At 66.4% G+C, this 16452-nt stretch carries 16 protein-coding genes; 12 read left to right on the top strand and 4 right to left on the bottom strand.

Annotation, left to right across the window (positions count from 1 at the left end; genetic code table 11):
- The first annotated feature begins 16 nt into the window (after positions 1 to 16).
- Complete coding sequence (locus ACAM42_RS26275; protein WP_139703270.1) at positions 17 to 346, top strand: I78 family peptidase inhibitor; 330 nt, start codon at positions 17 to 19, stop codon at positions 344 to 346.
- On the opposite strand, the gene ACAM42_RS26270 is transcribed toward ACAM42_RS26275, so the two are convergent.
- Complete coding sequence (locus ACAM42_RS26270) at positions 334 to 582, bottom strand: DUF1653 domain-containing protein (protein WP_062483076.1); 249 nt, start codon at positions 580 to 582, stop codon at positions 334 to 336. The genes ACAM42_RS26275 and ACAM42_RS26270 overlap by 13 nt on opposite strands.
- A gap of 54 nt (positions 583 to 636) precedes the next feature.
- Here ACAM42_RS26270 and ACAM42_RS26265 point away from each other — a divergent pair, with 54 nt between their 5' ends.
- From ACAM42_RS26265 to ACAM42_RS26255, 3 genes are all read left to right on the top strand, one after another.
- Positions 637 to 2490 carry a M48 family metalloprotease gene (locus tag ACAM42_RS26265; RefSeq protein ID WP_369629891.1) on the top strand — a complete coding sequence of 618 codons (1854 nt, stop codon included), beginning with the start codon at positions 637 to 639 and terminating at the stop codon, positions 2488 to 2490.
- Between the two features lie 43 nt (positions 2491 to 2533).
- Positions 2534 to 3805: an RsmB/NOP family class I SAM-dependent RNA methyltransferase gene (locus ACAM42_RS26260; RefSeq protein ID WP_159273111.1), complete on the top strand. Its 1272-nt coding sequence runs from the start codon at positions 2534 to 2536 to the stop codon at positions 3803 to 3805.
- A gap of 132 nt (positions 3806 to 3937) precedes the next feature.
- A complete protein-coding gene (locus ACAM42_RS26255) occupies positions 3938 to 5152 on the top strand; it encodes a fatty acid desaturase (protein WP_070062144.1) in 1215 nt (404 codons plus the stop codon).
- 166 nt (positions 5153 to 5318) lie between these two features.
- Here the strand turns inward: ACAM42_RS26255 and rpmG are convergent, their stop codons facing one another.
- The 3 genes from rpmG to trxB form a co-directional block, all read right to left on the bottom strand.
- A complete protein-coding gene (gene rpmG / locus ACAM42_RS26250; RefSeq protein ID WP_007830291.1) occupies positions 5319 to 5492 on the bottom strand; it encodes a 50S ribosomal protein L33 in 174 nt (57 codons plus the stop codon).
- Positions 5493 to 5503: 11 nt separating this feature from the next.
- The gene (rpmB, locus tag ACAM42_RS26245) at positions 5504 to 5737 is read right to left on the bottom strand and encodes a 50S ribosomal protein L28 (RefSeq protein ID WP_007830293.1); all 234 of its coding nucleotides are present in this window, start codon (positions 5735 to 5737) and stop codon (positions 5504 to 5506) included.
- Between the two features lie 248 nt (positions 5738 to 5985).
- Positions 5986 to 6936, bottom strand: coding sequence for a thioredoxin-disulfide reductase (gene trxB, locus ACAM42_RS26240; protein ID WP_070062145.1), 951 nt, complete (start codon positions 6934 to 6936; stop codon positions 5986 to 5988).
- Between the two features lie 180 nt (positions 6937 to 7116).
- Here trxB and ACAM42_RS26235 point away from each other — a divergent pair, with 180 nt between their 5' ends.
- From ACAM42_RS26235 to ACAM42_RS26200, 8 genes are all read left to right on the top strand, one after another.
- The gene (locus ACAM42_RS26235) at positions 7117 to 7791 is read left to right on the top strand and encodes a Crp/Fnr family transcriptional regulator (RefSeq protein ID WP_062481025.1); all 675 of its coding nucleotides are present in this window, start codon (positions 7117 to 7119) and stop codon (positions 7789 to 7791) included.
- A gap of 95 nt (positions 7792 to 7886) precedes the next feature.
- Positions 7887 to 10337, top strand: a complete 2451-nt coding sequence (locus ACAM42_RS26230; protein ID WP_062481035.1) for a DNA translocase FtsK — start codon at positions 7887 to 7889, stop codon at positions 10335 to 10337.
- A gap of 181 nt (positions 10338 to 10518) precedes the next feature.
- Positions 10519 to 11160 carry an outer membrane lipoprotein chaperone LolA gene (gene lolA / locus ACAM42_RS26225; protein WP_095948716.1) on the top strand — a complete coding sequence of 214 codons (642 nt, stop codon included), beginning with the start codon at positions 10519 to 10521 and terminating at the stop codon, positions 11158 to 11160.
- Positions 11161 to 11186: 26 nt separating this feature from the next.
- The gene (locus tag ACAM42_RS26220) at positions 11187 to 12479 is read left to right on the top strand and encodes a replication-associated recombination protein A (RefSeq protein ID WP_369629890.1); all 1293 of its coding nucleotides are present in this window, start codon (positions 11187 to 11189) and stop codon (positions 12477 to 12479) included.
- A 228-nt stretch (positions 12480 to 12707) separates the two neighbouring features.
- Positions 12708 to 13637: a branched-chain amino acid ABC transporter permease gene (locus tag ACAM42_RS26215; protein WP_062481019.1), complete on the top strand. Its 930-nt coding sequence runs from the start codon at positions 12708 to 12710 to the stop codon at positions 13635 to 13637.
- 13 nt (positions 13638 to 13650) lie between these two features.
- The gene (locus ACAM42_RS26210; RefSeq protein ID WP_062481017.1) at positions 13651 to 14859 is read left to right on the top strand and encodes a branched-chain amino acid ABC transporter permease; all 1209 of its coding nucleotides are present in this window, start codon (positions 13651 to 13653) and stop codon (positions 14857 to 14859) included.
- A 17-nt stretch (positions 14860 to 14876) separates the two neighbouring features.
- Positions 14877 to 15650, top strand: coding sequence for an ABC transporter ATP-binding protein (locus ACAM42_RS26205; RefSeq protein ID WP_056572293.1), 774 nt, complete (start codon positions 14877 to 14879; stop codon positions 15648 to 15650).
- 1 nt (position 15651) lies between these two features.
- Entirely contained in the window at positions 15652 to 16425 is a 774-nt protein-coding gene (locus ACAM42_RS26200; protein WP_172438340.1) for an ABC transporter ATP-binding protein, read from the top strand.
- The last annotated feature ends 27 nt before the right edge of the window (positions 16426 to 16452 follow it).

Here is a 16452-nt window from a genome sequence, read left to right as displayed (position 1 = left end):
TCGGGAGCACAGAACTTTGAAAACCCAATCGCTGCTGTTGACGTTGGCCACCGCGGCCCTGCTGGCCGCCTGCGCCGCCCCGGCCCCCGCGCCGGCACCGGGCGCCACTGCACCTGCGCCCGCCGCGCCGGCCGAGCCCGTCTTCCAGTGCAACGCCGAGGGCGCCCGCTTTGCCGTGGGCCAGCAGGTGACGCCTCAGCTCGAAGCCGCGGCACGTGCGCGCGCAGGCGCCGGCACGGCGCGGGTGCTCAAGCCGAACCAGGCGGTCACGATGGAACTCAACCCCGGACGGCTCAACATCAGCGTCGACGCGCGTGGCCGCGTCAAGGACGTTCACTGCGGCTGAGCGTCGATCGGGGTGAAGCGGCGCTGCGGGCGGCCGTCGATCTCGATGGTTTCCTCGAACATCGCGGCCGGCCGGACCCACAGGCCGCGGGCACCGTAGAGGGCGCGGTACAGCGTCATCGGCTCCAGCGTCTCGCTGTGGCGGACGGTGCCGATCACGTCGTACTCGCCGCCCTTGTAGTGGCGGTAGCGGCCAGGGGGCGTTTCGATCAGGGGAGGGAGGTCTTCGTCGTTCAACGGGGGCTTCTTTCTTCGGTAACAACTGTCGGATGAGTCTTTGACGGGAGTCGGATGGACCGTGCGGATTTTGTTCACCTGGTTCGCCTGAGCGAGCACGCGAGTGCGGACGACAGCGCGCGCTACCGGCGTGGCGTCGCGGCGTTCGCCGCGCTCGGCTACCTCTGGGTGCTGGCCTGCCTCGGGCTGGCGGTGGGCATTGTGGCCTGGGTGGTCGTGTCGGTGGCCGACGGGCGCTTCAACTTCACCCGCGGCTGGCTGCTGGTGTTCGCGCTGGGCCTGTTCTGGGCGACCCTGCGCGCGCTCTGGGTGCATTTCGACGAGCCCGACGGCGAGCCGCTCACGCGCGCCGACGCGCCCGGGCTGTTCGAGGCGCTGGACCGCATCCGCGAGCGCATCAAGGGGCCGCCGGTGCACCGCGTCTACCTGGACGACAACTTCAACGCCAGCATCCGCCAGGTGCCGCGCTTCGGCCTGTTCGGCGGCGCGCTCAACTCGCTGAGCATCGGCCTGCCGCTGCTGATGATGCTGGACCGGCAGCGCCTGCTGTCGGTGCTGGCCCACGAATACGGCCACCTGCGCGGCAACCACGGCCGGCTGAGCGCCTGGATCTACCGCACGCGGCTGTCGTGGCTGCGGCTCGATGCCAGCCTGCAGCGCGACGAGGGCGTGATGGCGCTGGTGTCGCAGGCCTTCTTCCGCTGGTACTTTCCGCGCTTTGCCGCCAAGACCTTCGCGCTGGCCCGCCAGGACGAGTACGAGGCCGACCGCATCTCGGGCCGGCTGCTCGGCACCGCGGTGGCCGCGGCCGCGCTCACCGAAGTGGCCATCAAGGGCAACTGGTACGCCAGTGAATTCTGGCCCTGGCACTGGGCGCGCGCCGAGCGCGAGCCGCTGCCGCCCGGCCCCTTTGCCGCTTTGCGGCAGCGCGCCCGCACGCCGCCGAGCGAGGAATTCGCGCGCCAGGCGCTGCGCGAGGCCATGCGCCGCGTCAGCGACCTGGACGACACCCATCCCGTGCTGCGCGACCGGCTGGAAGCGCTGAACCAGAAGGCGGCGCTGCCGGCCTGGTCGCAGCGGCCCGCACTCGACATGCTGGCCGACAAGCACAAGTGGATCTCGCATTTCGACAATGCCTGGCGCCGCGCCCACGCCGCCGACTGGAAGCAGCACCACGCGCACCGCTCGCGCATCCGCGAGCGCATCGCGGTGCTGGCGGCCCGCGGCGAGCGCAACACGCCCGACGAGATGGTCGAGTGGGCCGACGCCGAGCGCCGGCTCGATCCGGCGGCGCCGGTGCGCGCGCGCTACGAAAGCGCGCTGCGGATTGCGCCGGACCATCCCGGCGCCCTGCGTGGGCTGGCCCAGATGCTGCCCGTCCGCGAGCGCGCCGAGCGCCTGGCCGTGCTCGAACGGCTGCACCAGTCGGGCGTGGCCAGCCGCTGGTGGGCGGCGAAGAACGCCGTCGCTTCCCTCGAAGATTCCGAAGCCGGGCCGCACGACGAGCAGGGGCTCAAGCTGTGGCGCGCGCGGCTCAAGGAGGCGGAGGAGGCCGAGGCGCGCGCCTGGGAAGAGATCACCGACACGCCGTTCTTCAGCCAGATTTCGCGCCACGACCTGAACGACCACGAGCTGGGCGAACTGCGCGCCGACATCGCGCGCTGCCTGCCGGTGTCGCGGCTCTGGGTGGTGCGCAAGAACCTGCGCGAGTTCGCCTGGCGGCGGGCGTACATCGTGTTCGTCGAGGTGCCGGGGCTCGACGACGAGGATCGCTGGCACCTGTGCCGCGAACTCGAGCAGACCCTGACCCTGCCGGGGGCGGCGCTGGTGCTCTGGGCGGGGCATTCGCCCACGCTGGAAGACATCGAGCGGCAGGCCTTCGGAACCGTCTGGGTGCGCGGCGCCTGAGGCGTTTCGGCCGCGAGGCCGGCCGGCTGAGACAATCGGGGCTATGCATCCCAAAGCCCTGTTGGAGGCCACCGCCGATCTGGTCGGCCTGGTCCTGAAATTCGATCACCCGGCCGACCAGGTCGTTTCGCGCTTTTTCCGCGACCACCGCGAGTTCGGCCCGCGCGAGCGCGCGACGCTCGCCGAAACCGTCTACACCGTGCTTCGCAAGAAGCTGCTGTTCGATCACCTGTCGCCCTCGGGCAGCGGTTCGAAGGAGCGCCGCATGGCGATCCTGGGCTTTCACGGCCCGCGCGACTTCCTGAAGAGCGCGCTCAACGACACCGAGAAGCGCTGGCTCGACAACTGCGACGCCGTCCAGCCCGACGACCTGCTCGAACGCCATCGCCACAACCTGCCCGAATGGCTGGTCGCGCCGCTGAAGGCGCAGCTGGGCGACGGCTTCTGGCCGATGGTCGAGAGCCTGCAGCAGCCGGCGCCGCTCGACCTGCGCGTCAATGCATTCACCGACAAGCGGGCCGAAGTGAAGGCGGAGCTTGCGAAGGCTGCTATCAAATCTGAAGTGACTCCGTTCTCGCCCTGGGGGCTGCGCATCGACGGCAAGCCGGCGCTGACCAAGCTCGACGCGTTTGTGCGCGGCGCCATCGAGGTGCAGGACGAGGGCTCCCAGCTGCTCGCGCTGCTGCTGGACGCCAAGCGCGGCGAAATGGTGGTCGATTTCTGCGCCGGCGCGGGCGGCAAGACCCTGGCCATCGGCGCGACCATGCGCAACACCGGCCGGCTCTACGCCTTCGACACATCGGCCCACCGCCTCGATGCGCTCAAGCCGCGGCTGGCGCGCAGCAAGCTGTCGAACGTGCACCCGGCCGCGATCGCCCACGAGCGCGACGACCGGATCAAGCGCCTGGCCGGCAAGATCGACCGCGTGCTGGTCGACGCGCCCTGTTCGGGGCTCGGCACGCTGCGCCGCAACCCGGACCTCAAATGGCGGCAATCGGCCAAGTCGGTGGCCGAACTGACGGCCAAGCAGACCGCCATCCTGCAAAGCGCGGCGCGACTGGTGAAGTCGGGTGGCCGGCTGGTGTACGCCACCTGCAGCGTGCTGCCGGAGGAAAACGAGGCCATCGCCGAGGCTTTTGCCGCGGCGAACCCCGATTTCGTGCCCATGGATGCCGCGGAATTGCTCCAGGCGCTCAAGGTGGAGGGCGCCGAGACCCTCTGCGCGGGCGGGGAAGACGGCCGTCGCTACCTGCGGCTGTGGCCGCATCGCCACGCCACCGACGGCTTTTTTGCCGCCGTGTGGAACCGGAAATAGGCGCGGGGCTCCAAACTAGGGTAAATCTGCGGTGTGACAGAAGGACAAAAGGCCTCGTTTTGGCCCTGACATCCTAAAATCGCGGGTTACCTGAAGGCTGCACCTTCGTGTGGCCATGGAGTACCTGACTCAATGATGCTTCCTGACTCCGCCGTTCTGAACGCGGTCATCCAATGGCTCGGACACGGCCTGTGGGACATTGCCTGGTGGCAAGTCGTGCTGTACACGCTCGTCACCACGCACATCACCATCGCAGCGGTCACGATCTTTCTGCACCGCACGCAGACGCACAAGGCGATGGACCTCGGTCCGATTCCCTCGCACTTCTTCCGTTTCTGGCTCTGGCTCGGCACCGGCATGGTGACGAAGGAATGGGTCGCCATCCACCGCAAGCACCACGCGAAGTGCGAAACCGCCGACGACCCGCACAGCCCGCAGGTCAAGGGCATCGACGAAGTCTTCTGGCGCGGCGCCGAGCTGTACCGCAAGGAATCGAAGAACAAGGAAACGATGGAGCGCTACGGTCACGGCACGCCCGATGATTGGATCGAGCGCAACCTGTACACGCGCTACAGCTGGCAAGGCGTGGGCCTGATGCTGGTGATCAACCTCGCGCTGTTCGGCGCGCTCGGTCTGACCGTGTGGGCGGTCCAGATGCTCTGGATCCCGATCACCGCCGCCGGCATCATCAACGGCATCGGCCACTACTGGGGCTACCGCAACTTCGAGGCGTCCGACGCCAGCCGCAACATCATGCCCTGGGGCCTGATCATCGGTGGCGAAGAGCTGCACAACAACCACCACACCTACCCGACCTCGGCCAAGTTCTCGGTCAAGAAGTACGAGTTCGACATCGGCTGGGTCTACATCCAGGTGTTCCAGAAGCTCGGCTGGGCCAAGGTCAAGAAGGTGCCGCCGAAGATGCAGATGGGCGACATCCAGCCCGTGGCCAACGAGAAGACGCTCGAGGCCGTCATTGCCAACCGCTACGAAGTGATGGCCGGCTACGCCCGCGAAATGCGCCGCGCGACCAGCGAAGAAATCGACGTGCTGAAGGCCAAGGGCGCCGACCTGTCGGTGCTCAAGGCGGCCAAGCGCTGGCTGCATCGCGACGACGACAAGGTGCCCGCCTCGGCGCGCACCCATCTGGTGCAGGCCCGTGCCGCGCACCCGGTGCTCGACAAGATGGTCACGATGCGCGAAGAGCTGCGTCAGCTCTGGCTGAACACCTCGCAATCGCGCGAGCAGTTGGCGGCCGACCTGGCGGCTTGGTGCCACCGTGCGGAAGCCAGCGGCATTGCCGGCCTGCGCGAGTTCTCGACCCGTCTGCGCGCTGCGCGCGCCTGACGAAGAGCAAAGGGCCGGCGCCTCCCGCGCTGCTGCTCTTGCCCAGTGAAGAAGCCGACCTGCGGGTCGGCTTTTTTGTGCCTGCCTTTTTCTGCTTTCACAAAAACGACAGGCAATAAAAAACCCGCTGGGTGAGCAGCGGGTTTTTTGGGGAGAACAGGCCGAATTACTTCAGCTTGATTTCCTTGTATTCGACGTGCTTGCGCGCCTTGGGGTCGAACTTCATGATCGACATCTTTTCAGGCATCGTCTTCTTGTTCTTGCTCGTCGTGTAGAAGTGGCCGGTACCCGCGGTGGATTCCAGCTTGATCTTTTCGCGTCCGCCTTTGCTCGTTGCCATGATTCAGCTCCTTAAGCTTGGCCGCGGGCACGCAGGTCTGCGAGCACGGCATCGATACCGTTCTTGTCGATCAGGCGCAGTGCAGCGCTCGAAACGCGCAGGCGAACCCAACGGTTTTCGGTCTCGACCCAGAAACGGCGGTATTGCAGGTTCGGCAGGAACCGGCGCTTGGTTTTGTTGTTGGCGTGGGAAACGTTGTTTCCGACCATCGGGCCTTTGCCCGTTACGTCGCATACGCGTGCCATGTGGACACTCTTTCTTGAACAGCTGGCACCGGCGCAATCAGGGCGATTGCAGGGTGTTTTGCAGCTTGACCTCGCCAGAAACGGGTGGCGGTACCCCGGATTTGCCGCAACCCGACTCCCGGTGGGAGATAGGCCCTGTTTCGGCAAAGCCTCGGATTATAGCCCTTTCGGGCTCAGCGAGGCCGGGGGCCGTCGCAGATACGGGAAATCCGGCCGCGCTGGGTGGCCGGTGCCCGTGGGGATAGGCCTCAGTGCTCTTCGAGGAAGCGCTGCGCGTCCAGGGCGGCCATGCAGCCCGTGCCGGCACTGGTGATGGCCTGGCGGTAGATGTTGTCCTGCACGTCGCCGGCCGCGAACACGCCGGGCACGGTGGTCATCGTCGCGAAGCCCTTCAGGCCCGAGCGGGTCACGATGTAGTTGTCCTTCATTTCCAGCTGGCCCTGGAAGATGTCGGTGTTCGGGTGGTGGCCAATCGCGATGAAGCAGCCCTTGAGCGTGATCTCTTCGGTCGCGCCGGTCTGCGTGTTCTTGATGCGGATGCCCGTCACGCCCGTGCCGTCACCGAGCACCTCGTCAAGCTGGTTGTGCAGCTTCAGCACGATCTTGCCTTCAGCCACTTTTTCCATGACCTTGTCGATCAGGATCGGCTCGGCGCGGAACTTGTCGCGGCGATGCACGAGTGTGACTTTGTTTGCAATGTTGGAGAGGTACAGCGCCTCTTCGACGGCCGTGTTGCCGCCGCCGATCACGCAGACCTCTTGCTCACGGTAGAAGAAGCCGTCGCAGGTCGCGCAGGCGGAGACGCCGCGGCCCATGAACTTCTCTTCGGAATCCAGGCCCAGGTACTTGGCCGATGCGCCCGTGGCGATGATCAGCGAGTCGCAGGTGTAGGTGCCGCTGTCGCCCGTGAGCGTGAACGGGCGCTTGCTCAGGTCGACCTTGTTGATGTGGTCGAACACGATCTGCGTCTTGAAGCGTTCGGCGTGCTCGAGAAAGCGCTGCATCAGCTCCGGGCCCTGCACGCCGTGCACGTCGGCCGGCCAGTTGTCGACCTCGGTGGTGGTCATGAGTTGACCGCCTTGCGCGATGCCCGTGATGAGCAAAGGCTGGAGGTTGGCGCGTGCGGCGTAGACGGCGGCGGTGTAGCCGGCCGGGCCGGAGCCCAGAATGAGAACCTTGGCGTGTTGGGGTGCGGACATGAGTAGAAAACCTAGGATGGACGCTGCGGCAGCGTGTACATTTTCAGGGTGGTAGCGATACGTGGGGAGTATCACCGCCCGGTTCAACACCGGGTGCACGGTGTTTTCAATGCGCGCGATTGTAGTAATCCATGGGCTCAGCATCAGGATCACATCGCGCGCTGTTTCAGGGATTGATTAATGTCGATGCTGTCCAACCTTGAATTGCTTCGGCGCGTTCCATTGTTCGCGTCGTTGACGGCCTCGCAGTCCGCAAGCATTGCGGATGCGATCATCAAGAAGCGCTTCAAACGCGCCGAGGTCGTCGTGGAGCAGGGCAAGAAATCCGATGCGCTGTACATCATCCTGACCGGCCGCGCCCGCGTCACGAGCGCCGACAGCCGTGGCCGCGAGGTGATCCTGGCCACGCTGCATCCCGGCGACTACCTCGGCGAGATGAGCCTGATCGACGACGAGCCGCATTCGGCCACCGTGCGCACCGAAATCCAGTGCGACGTGCTCATGCTGGGCCGCGACGCCTTCGCGCGATGCCTGCCCGAGAACTCCTCGATGGCCTACAACATCATGCGCGGCCTGGTGCAGCGCCTGCGCCATGCCGACCGCAAGATCGAGTCGCTGGCGCTGATGGACGTGTACGGCCGCGTCGCCCGTGCGCTGCTCGAGTTCGCCAGCCAGGACGGCATGGGCAACCTCAAGGTCCGCGACAAGATCTCCCGCCAGGACTTGGCCAAGATGGTCGGCGCGTCGCGCGAAATGGTGAGCCGCGTCATGAAGGACCTGGAAGAGCGCGGTTTCGTGCAGTCCCAGGAAGACGGCTCGGTGATCATCAAGGACCGGCTCCTGACGCTGACCTGAGCCCATAGGCCGGGCGCTTTCGGTGTCCACGGCCTTTTGTTGTAGTGTTCGGGGCGGCCGGCCTGCGTTTTTTCGGGCCGGGCGCCGTGCTTTTCATGACCTATTCGCTCCATACGCTTCAATCGTCCTCCTCTTCTTCCGCTGCCGAAGGGCAACCCGTGCGCCTGCGCGCCCTGCGCTTCGCCCACGAAATCACCCTGATCGCCGGGTTCGCAGCCCTCCTGTTCTGGCTGCTGGCGATGCTGAGCTTCACCCCGTCCGATGCCGCCTGGTCGACCTCGGGCACGGGCGGTGAGATCAAGAACTGGGGCGGCCGCATCGGCGCCTGGCTGGCCGATGGCAGCTACTTCCTTGCCGGCTATTCCGTCTGGTGGTGTCTTGCGGCGGGCCTGCGCGCATGGCTCTCGTCGCTGGCCGGCTGGCTGCGCGGCGGCGAACCGACGCCGGCGGTCGAGCAACCCCCGCGCGGCCGCTTCAATCGCAGCCGCCTCGCTTTCTGGTTCGGCCTGGTCCTGCTGCTGTGCGCGAGCGCGGTGCTCGAATGGTCGCGCCTGTACCGGCTCGAATCGCACCTGCCGGGTTCGGGCGGCGGCGCCCTCGGCTACCTTGTCGGTCCGGCGAGCGTGCGCTGGCTGGGCTTCACGGGCTCGGCGCTGGTCGCCATCGCCGGCGGCGTGATCGGTTCGGCGCTGGTGTTCCGTTTCTCCTGGAGCCTGATCGCCGAGCGCATCGGTGCCCGTGCGTACTCGCTGTTCGAGTCGCGCCGTGAAAAGCGCGAAATGGCCGCCGACATCGCCATGGGCAAGCAGGCCGCGCGCGAACGTGCCGGCGACGAGGAAGAGCTGGCGCCCGCGCCGCGCGCCAAGAAAATGCGCCCCAGCAAGGAGGCCGCGTTCGGCGACGCCGGCCCTCTCGAGCCGAGCTTCGACGACGAAGAGGAAGAAGTCGCGCCCAAGCGCCGCCCCGCATCGCCGCCCGTGCAGATCGAGCCCGCGATGACCGAGGTTCCCCGCAGCGACCGCGTCGTCAAGGAGCGCCAGAAGCCGCTCTTCAAGGAACTGCCCGACAGCAAGCTGCCGCAGGTCGACCTGCTCGACGCCGCGCTGGTGCGCCAGGAAACGGTGTCGTCCGACACGCTCGAGATGACCTCGCGCATGATCGAGAAGAAGCTCAAGGACTTCGGCGTCGAGGTGCGCGTGGTGCTCGCTTCGCCCGGCCCCGTCATCACGCGCTACGAGATCGAGCCCGCCACCGGCGTCAAGGGCTCGCAGATCCTCGGCCTCGCCAAAGACCTGGCGCGCTCGCTCTCGCTGGTGTCGATCCGCGTGGTCGAAACGATCCCCGGCAAGAACTACATGGCGCTCGAGTTGCCGAACGCCAAGCGCCAGTCGATCAAGCTCAGCGAAATCCTGGGCTCGCAGGTCTACAACGAGGGCAAGTCGATGCTCACGATGGGCCTGGGCAAGGACATCATCGGCAATCCCGTGGTGGCCGACCTCGCGAAGATGCCGCACGTGCTGGTGGCCGGTACCACCGGCTCGGGCAAGTCGGTGGGCATCAACGCGATGATCCTGTCGCTGCTCTACAAGGCCGAGGCACGCGACGTTCGCCTGCTCATGATCGACCCGAAGATGCTCGAAATGTCGGTCTACGAAGGCATCCCGCACCTGCTGGCACCCGTGGTCACCGACATGCGCCAGGCCGCGCACGGCCTGAACTGGTGCGTGGCCGAGATGGAGCGCCGCTACAAGCTCATGAGCAAGCTCGGCGTGCGCAACCTGGCCGGCTACAACACCAAGATCGACGAAGCCAAGGCGCGGGAAGAGTTCATCTACAACCCCTTCAGCCTCACGCCGGACGATCCGGAACCGCTGAAGCGCGAGCCGCACATCGTGGTCATCATCGACGAGCTAGCCGACCTGATGATGGTGGTCGGCAAGAAGATCGAAGAGCTGATTGCCCGCCTTGCGCAAAAGGCCCGCGCCGCTGGCATCCACCTGATCCTGGCCACGCAGCGCCCCAGCGTCGACGTGATCACCGGCCTCATCAAGGCCAACATCCCCACGCGCATCGCGTTCTCGGTGGGCTCCAAGATCGACAGCCGCACCATCCTCGACCAGATGGGTGCCGAGGCGCTGCTGGGCATGGGCGACATGCTCTACATGGCCAGCGGCACGGGTCTGCCGATCCGCGTGCACGGTGCCTTCGTGAGCGACGAGGAAGTGCACCGCGTGGTGGCCTACCTCAAGAGCCAGGGCGAGCCCGACTACATCGAGGGCGTGCTCGAAGGCGGCACGGTCGATGGCGACGGTGATGGCGACCTGCTCGGCGGCGGCGACGGCGAAAAAGACCCGATGTACGACCAGGCGGTCGAGGTCGTGCTCAAGAACCGCAAGGCCAGCATCTCGCTGGTGCAGCGCCACCTGAAGATCGGCTACAACCGCGCCGCGCGCCTGGTCGAGGACATGGAAAAGGCCGGCCTCGTGAGCGCCATGAGCGGCAGCGGCCAGCGCGAGATCCTCGTGCCCGCGCGCCAGGCGGAGTGAGCCGCCGGCACGCCATCGACCACCACCGCCAGCACAACTGCAGGGCCGGTTACGTGCTGAGAGGCAATTTGCAAACGAGCACCAGTGCCGCTGCAAATCTTCATCAAAGCCTACAGATGCCGGCATCTGCGGCGGGTAGTGTCGATGGACATCGCAGCAACGTTTTTCCGAGGAATCTCCCATGAAGAAAACCCGCCTCTGGCTGTTGGCCGGCCTGATCTGCACGGTGGCCGGCAGTGCTTGGGCCGACGGGCTCGAAAGCCTCGAAGCCTTCGTGAAGACCGTCAAGTCCGGCCGCGCCGAGTTCACCCAGACCGTGACGGCCCCGCCGCGCGAGGGCCAGCCGGGCCGCGTGAAGACGTCGACCGGCACCTTCGAATTCCATCGCCCCGGCAAATTCAAGTTCGACTATCGCAAGCCCTTTGCCCAGAGCATCGTGGCCGACGGCAAGACGCTGTGGCTCTATGACGCCGACCTGAATCAGGTCACGCAGCGCACCCAGGCGCAGGCACTGGGCTCGACGCCCGCAGCGCTGATTGCCTCCGCCGCCGACCTGCGCGCCCTGCAGGCCGACTTCGCGCTGGAAGCCGCGCCCGAGCGCGACGGCCTGCAGTGGGTCAAGGCCACGCCGAAGAACAAGGACGGCCAGCTGCAGAGCGTGATGGTCGGCTTCCAGGGTGACGCGCTCGCGGCCCTCGAGATCCTGGACAGCTTCGGCCAGCGCTCGGTGCTCAAGTTCAGCAAGGTCGAGGTGAACCCGACGCTGCCCGCCAGCACCTTCGAGTTCAAGGCGCCCGCGGGCGCCGACGTGCTCAAGCAGTAATCACCCTCAGCAGGACAGTCCCCGGTTTGGCCCCGCGCACCCACCAGCCCCTCGCCGAGCGCCTGCGTCCCAAGACGCTCGGCGAAGTGATCGGCCAGCAGCACCTGCTCGGTCCGGGCATGTCGCTGCGCATCGCCTTCGAGTCGGGCCAGCCGCACTCCTGCATCCTCTGGGGCCCGCCGGGCACCGGCAAGACGACCATCGCGCGGCTCATGGCCGACGCCTTCGACGCGCAGTTCCTGAGCATCAGCGCGGTGCTGGGCGGCGTGAAGGACATCCGCGAGGCGGTCGAGCAGGCTACCGTCGCGCGCGACGGGCTCACGCAGCAGCGCACCATCGTCTTCGTGGACGAGGTGCACCGTTTCAACAAGAGCCAGCAGGACGCGTTCCTGCCGCACGTCGAGTCGGGCCTGTTCACGTTCATCGGCGCGACCACCGAGAACCCGTCGTTCGAAGTCAATTCGGCCTTGCTGTCGCGGGCGGCGGTGTACGTGCTGCAGTCGCTCAACGAAGGCGACCTGAAGCAGATCGTCGCCAAGGCGCAATCGATCCAGGCGGTTCCAGCCATCGACGAGGCGGCCATCGACCGCCTGGTCGCCTACGCGGACGGCGACGCGCGCCGCCTGCTCAACACGCTCGAGACCCTGGCGGTTGCCGCCGGCGCCGAGAAGCTCACGAACATCACCGACGAGTGGCTGCTGCGCGTGCTCGGCGAGCGCATGCGCCGCTACGACAAGGGCGGCGAGCAGTTCTACGACACCATCAGCGCGCTGCACAAATCGGTGCGCGGCAGCGACCCCGACGCCGCACTCTACTGGTTCGTGCGCATGCTCGACGGCGGCGCCGACCCGCGCTACATGGCGCGCCGCCTCGTGCGCATGGCCAGCGAAGACATCGGCCTGGCCGACCCGCGCGCGCTGCGCCTGGCGCTCGATGCGGCCGAGGTCTACGAGCGCCTGGGTACCCCCGAAGGCGAGCTGGCACTGGCGGAGTGCGTGGTCTACCTGGCCATCGCGCCCAAGTCGAACGCGGTCTACAAGGCCTACAACGCGGTGCGCGCGCTGGTGAAGAAAGACAGCACGCGCCCGGTGCCGATGCACCTGCGCAATGCGCCGACCAAGCTCATGAAGGAGCTCGACTACGGCAAGGGGTACCGCTACGCGCACGACGAGGAGGGCGGTTTCGCCGCCGGCGAGCGCTACCTGCCCGAGGGGCTGGAAGGCCAAGTGTTCTACGAACCGGTCGAACGCGGGCTCGAAATCCGCATCGCGGAAAAGCTGCGCGAACTGCGTCGCCTCAACACAAATTCAGATCGCTGATACAGGTTTGCGCATCTGCATGACTTCACGCGCATACAGCATGAAGTGAGCGGGTAAACCCCGGTCATCCCGCCCCAAAACAGCGCCGGGGCGTGTCTACAATCCCGCCCACCAAATCTGCCGGCGACACATGTTGGCTGGTTTTTTGCTTGTCAAGCCAGTGGCGCCAAACCGGTGCCTCGGTAGGTGAATGGCACCCGCAAGGTGCAACACATAGGGAATCGCGTTATGGAAATATTGCTGCAGCAGATCATCAACGGTCTGGTTCTCGGCAGCATGTATGCCTTGATAGCCTTGGGCTACACCATGGTGTACGGCATCATCAATCTGATCAATTTTGCGCACGGTGAAGTGCTGATGGTGGGGGCGCTCACAAGCTGGACCATCATCGGTCTCATGAAGGACGGAATGCCCAACACACCGGGCTGGCTGATCCTCTTCGTTGCGCTGATCATTGCCTGCGTCGTCGCGGCAAGCCTCAACTTCGTGATCGAGAAAGTGGCCTACCGGCCGCTGCGCAACAGCCCCAAGCTCGCACCGCTCATCACCGCCATCGGCGTGTCGATCCTGCTGCAGACGCTGGCCATGATCATCTGGAAGCCGACCAACAAGGCGTATCCCAACCTGCTGCCGACCGACCCCATCCACGTGGGCGGCGCCGTGATCTCGCCCACGCAGGTCATGATCCTCAGCGTCACGGCGTTCTCGCTCGTGATCCTGATGTGGCTGGTCAACTACACCAAGCTCGGCCGCGCGATGCGCGCCACTGCCGAGAACCCGCGCGTCGCGGCGCTCATGGGCATCCGGCCCGACATGGTCATCTCGGCCACCTTCATCATCGGCGCCGTGCTCGCGGCCATCGCCGGCGTGATGTACGCCTCCAACTACGGCATCGCGCAACATGCGATGGGCTTCCTGCCCGGCCTCAAGGCCTTCACGGCGGCCGTGTTCGGCGGCATCGGCAACCTGGCCGGCGCGGTGGTCGGCGGCATTCTGCTGGGCCTCATCGAGGCCATCGGCTCCGGCTACATCGGCACCCTCACGGGGGGCGTGCTGGGCAGCAACTACAGCGACATCTTCGCTTTCATCGTGCTGATCGTGATGCTCACGCTGCGGCCTTCGGGTCTGCTCGGCGAGCGCGTGGCGGACCGGGCCTGAGGAGCAGCACACCATGAAGAACAGCAAGAACCTCGCGCTCTACATCCTCGGCGTGGTCGCCGTGCTGGCGCTGCCGATCCTGTTGCAGACCCAGGGCAATGCCTGGGTGCGCATCGCCGACATCGCATTGCTCTACGTGATGCTCGCGCTCGGCCTGAACATCGTGGTCGGCTACGCCGGCCTGCTCGACCTGGGCTACGTGGCCTTCTTTGCGGTCGGCGCGTACCTCTACGCGCTGATGGGCTCGTCGCACCTCTCGGACACCTTTCCGTGGTTCAAGGCGATGTTCCCGAACGGGCTGCACACCTCGCTCCTGATCGTGGTTCCGCTCGCGCTGGTGGTGGCCGGGGTGCTCGGCGCGATGCTGGGGGCGCCCACGCTGAAGCTGCGCGGCGACTACCTGGCCATCGTCACGCTCGGCTTCGGTGAAATCATCCGGGTGTTCCTGAACAACCTGGACCAGCCGATCAACATCACCAACGGGCCGAAGGGCATCACGGCGATCGACTCCATCAAGTTCTGGGGTCTCGACCTCGGCAAGGCGTGGAAGTTCGACGGCTTCACGATCTCCTCGGTCACGCTGTACTACTACCTGTTCCTGGCGCTCGTGGTGGCCACCATCATCATTTCGCACCGCCTGCAGATCTCGCGCATCGGCCGCGCCTGGATGGCCATCCGCGAAGATGAAATCGCTGCCAAGGCGATGGGCATCAACACCCGCAACATGAAGCTGCTGGCCTTCGGCATGGGCGCCAGCTTCGGCGGCGTGTCGGGTGCGATGTTCGCGGCCTTCCAGGGCTTCGTGTCGCCCGAGTCCTTCAGCCTGATGGAGTCGGTGATGATCGTCGCCATGGTCGTGCTGGGCGGCCTCGGGCACTTGCCCGGCGTCATCCTGGGCGCCGTGCTGCTGGCCGCGCTGCCCGAAGTGCTGCGCTACGTGGCCGGCCCGCTGCAGGCGATGACCGACGGCCGCCTCGACGCGTCCATCCTGCGTCAGCTGTTCATCGCGCTGGCCATGATCGTCATCATGCTGATGCGCCCGCGCGGCCTGTGGCCGTCGCCGGAACACGGCAAGACGCTGACCAAGAAGAACGGCGCGCCCGTCGACCCGACCCATGCGGCCGTGGCGCCCGGCACGCTGCAGACCCATGCACCGGGCATCGACAGCCCCGCCGACGAAGTGCCGGGTGCGGCATCGCGTCCCATGTCCATCAATCCGTGAGCCAAGGACACACAGACATGACGACAGACACCATCCTCGACGTTCGCGGCATCTCCAAGCGCTTCGGCGGACTGCAGGCCCTCTCGGACGTGGGCATCACCATCAAGCGCGGCCAGGTCTACGGCCTGATCGGGCCCAACGGCGCCGGCAAGACGACCTTCTTCAACGTGATCACCGGGCTGTACACGCCCGACAGCGGCACCTTCGAGCTGGCCGGCAAGCCCTACCAGCCGACGGCCGTGCACGAAGTGGCCAAGGCCGGCATCGCGCGCACCTTCCAGAACATCCGCCTCTTCGCCGAAATGACGGCGCTGGAGAACGTGATGGTCGGGCGCCACATCCGCACGCATTCCGGCGTGTTCGGCGCCATGCTGCGCACCAAGGGCTTCAAGGCCGAAGAAGCGGCCATCGCCAAGCGGGCGCAGGAGCTGCTCGATTACGTGGGCATCGGCAAGTTCGCCGACTACAAGGCGCGCACGCTGAGCTACGGCGACCAGCGCCGCCTCGAGATCGCGCGTGCCCTGGCCACCGACCCCCAGCTCATCGCGCTGGACGAACCGGCCGCCGGCATGAACTCGACCGAGAAGGTCCTGCTGCGCGAGCTCATCGACCGCATCCGCAAGGACAACCGCACGATCCTGATCATCGAACACGACGTCAAGCTCATCATGGGCCTGTGCGACCGCGTCACCGTGCTCGACTACGGCAAGCAGATTGCCGAGGGCAACCCGGTCGAGGTACAGAAGAACGAAAAGGTGATCGAGGCCTACCTCGGCACCGGAGGACACTGAGATGAGCACCGCAGAAGCAACGATGGCAACCGCGACGGCACCGGCCGCCGCCAAGGCCGCAGGCAAGAACCTGCTCAAGGTCCGTGGCCTGAAGGTGGGCTACGGCGGCATCCAGGCCGTGAAGGGCGTGGACTTCGACGTGTTCGAGGGCGAGCTGGTCTCGCTCATCGGCTCCAATGGCGCTGGCAAGACCACCACCATGAAGGCCATCACCGGCACGCTGCCGGCCGGCGCGGGCGACATCGAGTTCCTGGGCCGCAGCATCAAGGGCCGTGGCGCCTGGGACCTGGTGGGCGAGGGCCTCGTGATGGTGCCCGAGGGCCGCGGCGTGTTCACGCGCATGACGATCACCGAGAACCTGCAGATCGGCGCCTACATCCGCAACGACAAGGCCGAGATCGCCAGCGACATGGAGCGCGTGTTCGTGACCTTCCCGCGCCTGCGCGAGCGCAAGGACCAACTGGCCGGCACGATGTCGGGCGGCGAACAGCAGATGCTGGCCATGGGCCGTGCGCTCATGGCGCGTCCGAAGGTGCTGCTGCTCGACGAACCCACCATGGGCCTGTCGCCGATCATGTGCGACAAGATCTTCGAGGTGGTGCAGACCGTGGCGTCGCAAGGCGTCACGATCCTGCTGGTTGAGCAGAACGCCAACCGCGCGCTGCAGCTGGCCGACCGCGGCTACGTCATGGAGTCGGGCCTCATCACGATGAACGGCGACGCCAAGGAACTGCTGCGCGACCCGCGCGTGCGCGCCGCCTACCTCGGCGAGTAAGCGCCGCCAGCGCCAAACGGCCAGCAC

This window comes from Variovorax sp. V35, assembly GCF_041154465.1.
Lineage (GTDB): Bacteria > Pseudomonadota > Gammaproteobacteria > Burkholderiales > Burkholderiaceae_C > Variovorax > Variovorax boronicumulans.
This window is presented reverse-complemented; position numbering and strand designations above follow the sequence as displayed.

Coding starts and splice junctions, on each gene's coding strand:
- ACAM42_RS26265 (WP_369629891.1), top strand. CDS start 637: ATGGACCGTGCGGATTTTGTTCACCTGGTTCGCCTGAGCGAGCACGCG.
- ACAM42_RS26260 (WP_159273111.1), top strand. CDS start 2,534: ATGCATCCCAAAGCCCTGTTGGAGGCCACCGCCGATCTGGTCGGCCTG.
- ACAM42_RS26255 (WP_070062144.1), top strand. CDS start 3,938: ATGATGCTTCCTGACTCCGCCGTTCTGAACGCGGTCATCCAATGGCTC.
- rpmG (WP_007830291.1), bottom strand. CDS start 5,492: ATGGCAACGAGCAAAGGCGGACGCGAAAAGATCAAGCTGGAATCCACC.
- rpmB (WP_007830293.1), bottom strand. CDS start 5,737: ATGGCACGCGTATGCGACGTAACGGGCAAAGGCCCGATGGTCGGAAAC.
- trxB (WP_070062145.1), bottom strand. CDS start 6,936: ATGTCCGCACCCCAACACGCCAAGGTTCTCATTCTGGGCTCCGGCCCG.
- ACAM42_RS26235 (WP_062481025.1), top strand. CDS start 7,117: ATGTCGATGCTGTCCAACCTTGAATTGCTTCGGCGCGTTCCATTGTTC.
- ACAM42_RS26230 (WP_062481035.1), top strand. CDS start 7,887: ATGACCTATTCGCTCCATACGCTTCAATCGTCCTCCTCTTCTTCCGCT.
- lolA (WP_095948716.1), top strand. CDS start 10,519: ATGAAGAAAACCCGCCTCTGGCTGTTGGCCGGCCTGATCTGCACGGTG.
- ACAM42_RS26215 (WP_062481019.1), top strand. CDS start 12,708: ATGGAAATATTGCTGCAGCAGATCATCAACGGTCTGGTTCTCGGCAGC.
- ACAM42_RS26210 (WP_062481017.1), top strand. CDS start 13,651: ATGAAGAACAGCAAGAACCTCGCGCTCTACATCCTCGGCGTGGTCGCC.
- ACAM42_RS26205 (WP_056572293.1), top strand. CDS start 14,877: ATGACGACAGACACCATCCTCGACGTTCGCGGCATCTCCAAGCGCTTC.
- ACAM42_RS26200 (WP_172438340.1), top strand. CDS start 15,652: ATGAGCACCGCAGAAGCAACGATGGCAACCGCGACGGCACCGGCCGCC.